The sequence below is a fragment of the Ligilactobacillus pobuzihii E100301 = KCTC 13174 genome (genome assembly GCF_000349725.1).
GTDB lineage: Bacteria > Bacillota > Bacilli > Lactobacillales > Lactobacillaceae > Ligilactobacillus > Ligilactobacillus pobuzihii.
Genome location: NZ_KB714700.1, coordinates 873 through 2998 on the forward strand (window position 1 = coordinate 873; position 2126 = coordinate 2998).

The following is a 2126-nucleotide window of genomic DNA, read 5'->3' on the forward strand; positions in this document are numbered from 1 at the left end:
AGTAGTCAGCAGCCATTCAAAAAGTAATTCGGGACGAACGCCTCGTGATTTGGAGATGTTAGCACGACGTAAAATTTTCGGAAGGTGGACCAATTTTGAAAAATGACGAAAAGAATGATGAATATTGGTAGTATTATGTTGTATAGTAGACATGGCATGAAACTCCTTTGTATGTTTTTGTGGGATACATTAATTATACAGATATGGAGCAATTCATGTCTATTTTATACAGAAAAACCCCGAAAAAGTCGGGGCTTTTTTGTATTATTTAACTTTCAACCTTTAGTTTGCTATTTTAGTCCTAATTATCTCCTTTATTCCAAGTGTAGATATTGCTATTTTTTTAGGACTAAATACAGGAGATATAGGATCATCAGTTTTTGGTTTTACGTTCTCCTTTGAGTTTGCCGTGATTGGACTTATATACTATTTTGCATTATTTTTTAATGCAAAAAAAGAGATTAAAGAAGAAAAAACGTCTAAGAATGCTATTTTAAATAAATACTTTAACAATAACGCTATCTTAGGTTATGCTGCCGCTCATTATATGGTTGGTATAATTGCGCTGGTGGTTACTGTCGGGAACACTTTTTTTGATACTTCCATGGATTTTTTACCTAATAACTTTATTGGAGGAATCGCAGCGTTTATGCTGATGATTTTGTATTTTTTTGTGCTGCCAGGATTTATTGTGGTAAAGACACCAAAAGTATTTATCCATTTTTTGAATAAAATTAATTAAAAATAGCGCAGAAATCCCGTGATTTTAGTCAGGGGTTGAATGAGCCGTGGCGTGTCGATAAGTCATGCTTATTTTTTTGCATTGTATCGTTGGTTCTCAAGATACTTCTCAACGATTCCCTGCCTCATATCACCTAGGGTGCTCATATAATAGCTAGTCGACCATAAAAGACCATCCCGATATTGTTTTTTTCTAATTTCGGGGTGGTTTGCTAAGAATAGTTGTGCATTTTGTCCTTTGAGTGCTTTGATTGCTGATGTTGGCGTCTTGCTAGGAGGAAAACTGAGTAATAAATGAACATGGTCAGGCATGACCGCTAATTTTTCGATCATGATATTATTTTTTGGGCCGTTTGAACCGGTAAGTCTTTCATTTCTTGGACTAAATTGGGCGTGTTGAAGGTTTTGTTACGATACTTAGTTGACCAAATCAATTGAAAATGGAAGTTATAAACATAACGTCGTTACAAATCGGCTCTAAGGCATCTTTTGTCTCACTTTCAATTATTATATAACTAAAGTTATTCTGAATTGCGCTTGGAGTTATCAGGACAATCCAATAGCTTCATTTCAGTTATGATCATAACCACCTAATATCAAAAAAAAAGCAAGCATTAAGTTGCTTGCTTTTTTACTATAAAGATCAATCTTCTTGTGTGATCGCAATTGTATTGGCGGCGTTGTGTGCTGTCCATTGTTTTTCAAAATTATCAAGTAGTTCGCGTGCTTCAGTGGTATCTTTACTTTCCATCAAAGCAATTCGTAGGTCGGAAGCATAGTTGAAATGACGCACGTAAATTTTAAAGAATCGACGCAACTTCTTGAAGTTTAACGGTCCATATTGGGCATTGAAGGTGTCATACAAGTCAAGCTGCATTCTTAATAAACTCAAAGTTTCATCAAGTGTATGCTCTCTTGGGTGATCTTCAAAAGCAAATGGATTTTCGAAGATCCCGCGACCAATCATGATCCCATCCACACCAGGGTGTTGACGCACTAATTCTAATCCGTCATTACGGTCTTTAATGTCGCCGTTGATCTGCAGTAATGTATGCGGAGCAATTTCATCACGTAATTGTACTAAACGGTCAATGTATTCGTAATGGGCTGGGACTTTAGACATTTCTTTACGTGAACGAACATGCACTGTCAATAACGGGATATCTTGTTTTAACAAGAATGGGATCCATGTTTCAAACGTATCTAGCTCGTTGAACCCTAAGCGAGTTTTGGCCGAGATCGGCAAGCCGGATGTTTTGGCCCCTTCAATGACTGCGGCAGCGTCATCAAAATGACGGATCATGTCACAACCGCCGCCATTTTTAATAATCGTTCCGGAAGGGCAGCCCATATTGATATCGATGGCTTGGTAGCCGTGTTCTTTT

The 2126-nt window shown here is 37.3% G+C and carries 2 protein-coding genes and 2 pseudogenes; 1 reads left to right on the forward strand and 3 read right to left on the reverse strand.

Annotated elements, in window-relative coordinates:
• A pseudogene (locus LACPOB_RS13105) lies at nt 1–153 on the reverse strand (IS4 family transposase); the annotation flags it as partial.
• 256 nt (nt 154–409) lie between these two features.
• On the opposite strand from LACPOB_RS13105, the gene LACPOB_RS0108600 reads away from it, so the two are divergent.
• Entirely contained in the window at nt 410–742 is a 333-nt protein-coding gene (locus LACPOB_RS0108600) for a hypothetical protein (protein ID WP_017868436.1), read from the forward strand.
• Between the two features lie 68 nt (nt 743–810).
• On the opposite strand, the pseudogene tnpA reads toward LACPOB_RS0108600, so the two are convergent.
• Nucleotides 811–1205, reverse strand: a pseudogene (gene tnpA / locus LACPOB_RS11965) (IS200/IS605 family transposase); the annotation flags it as partial.
• Nucleotides 1206–1384: 179 nt separating this feature from the next.
• Nucleotides 1385–2126, reverse strand: a 742-nt coding sequence (locus LACPOB_RS13110; protein ID WP_040533034.1) for a tRNA dihydrouridine synthase, incomplete at its 5' end; no start/stop codon positions are given.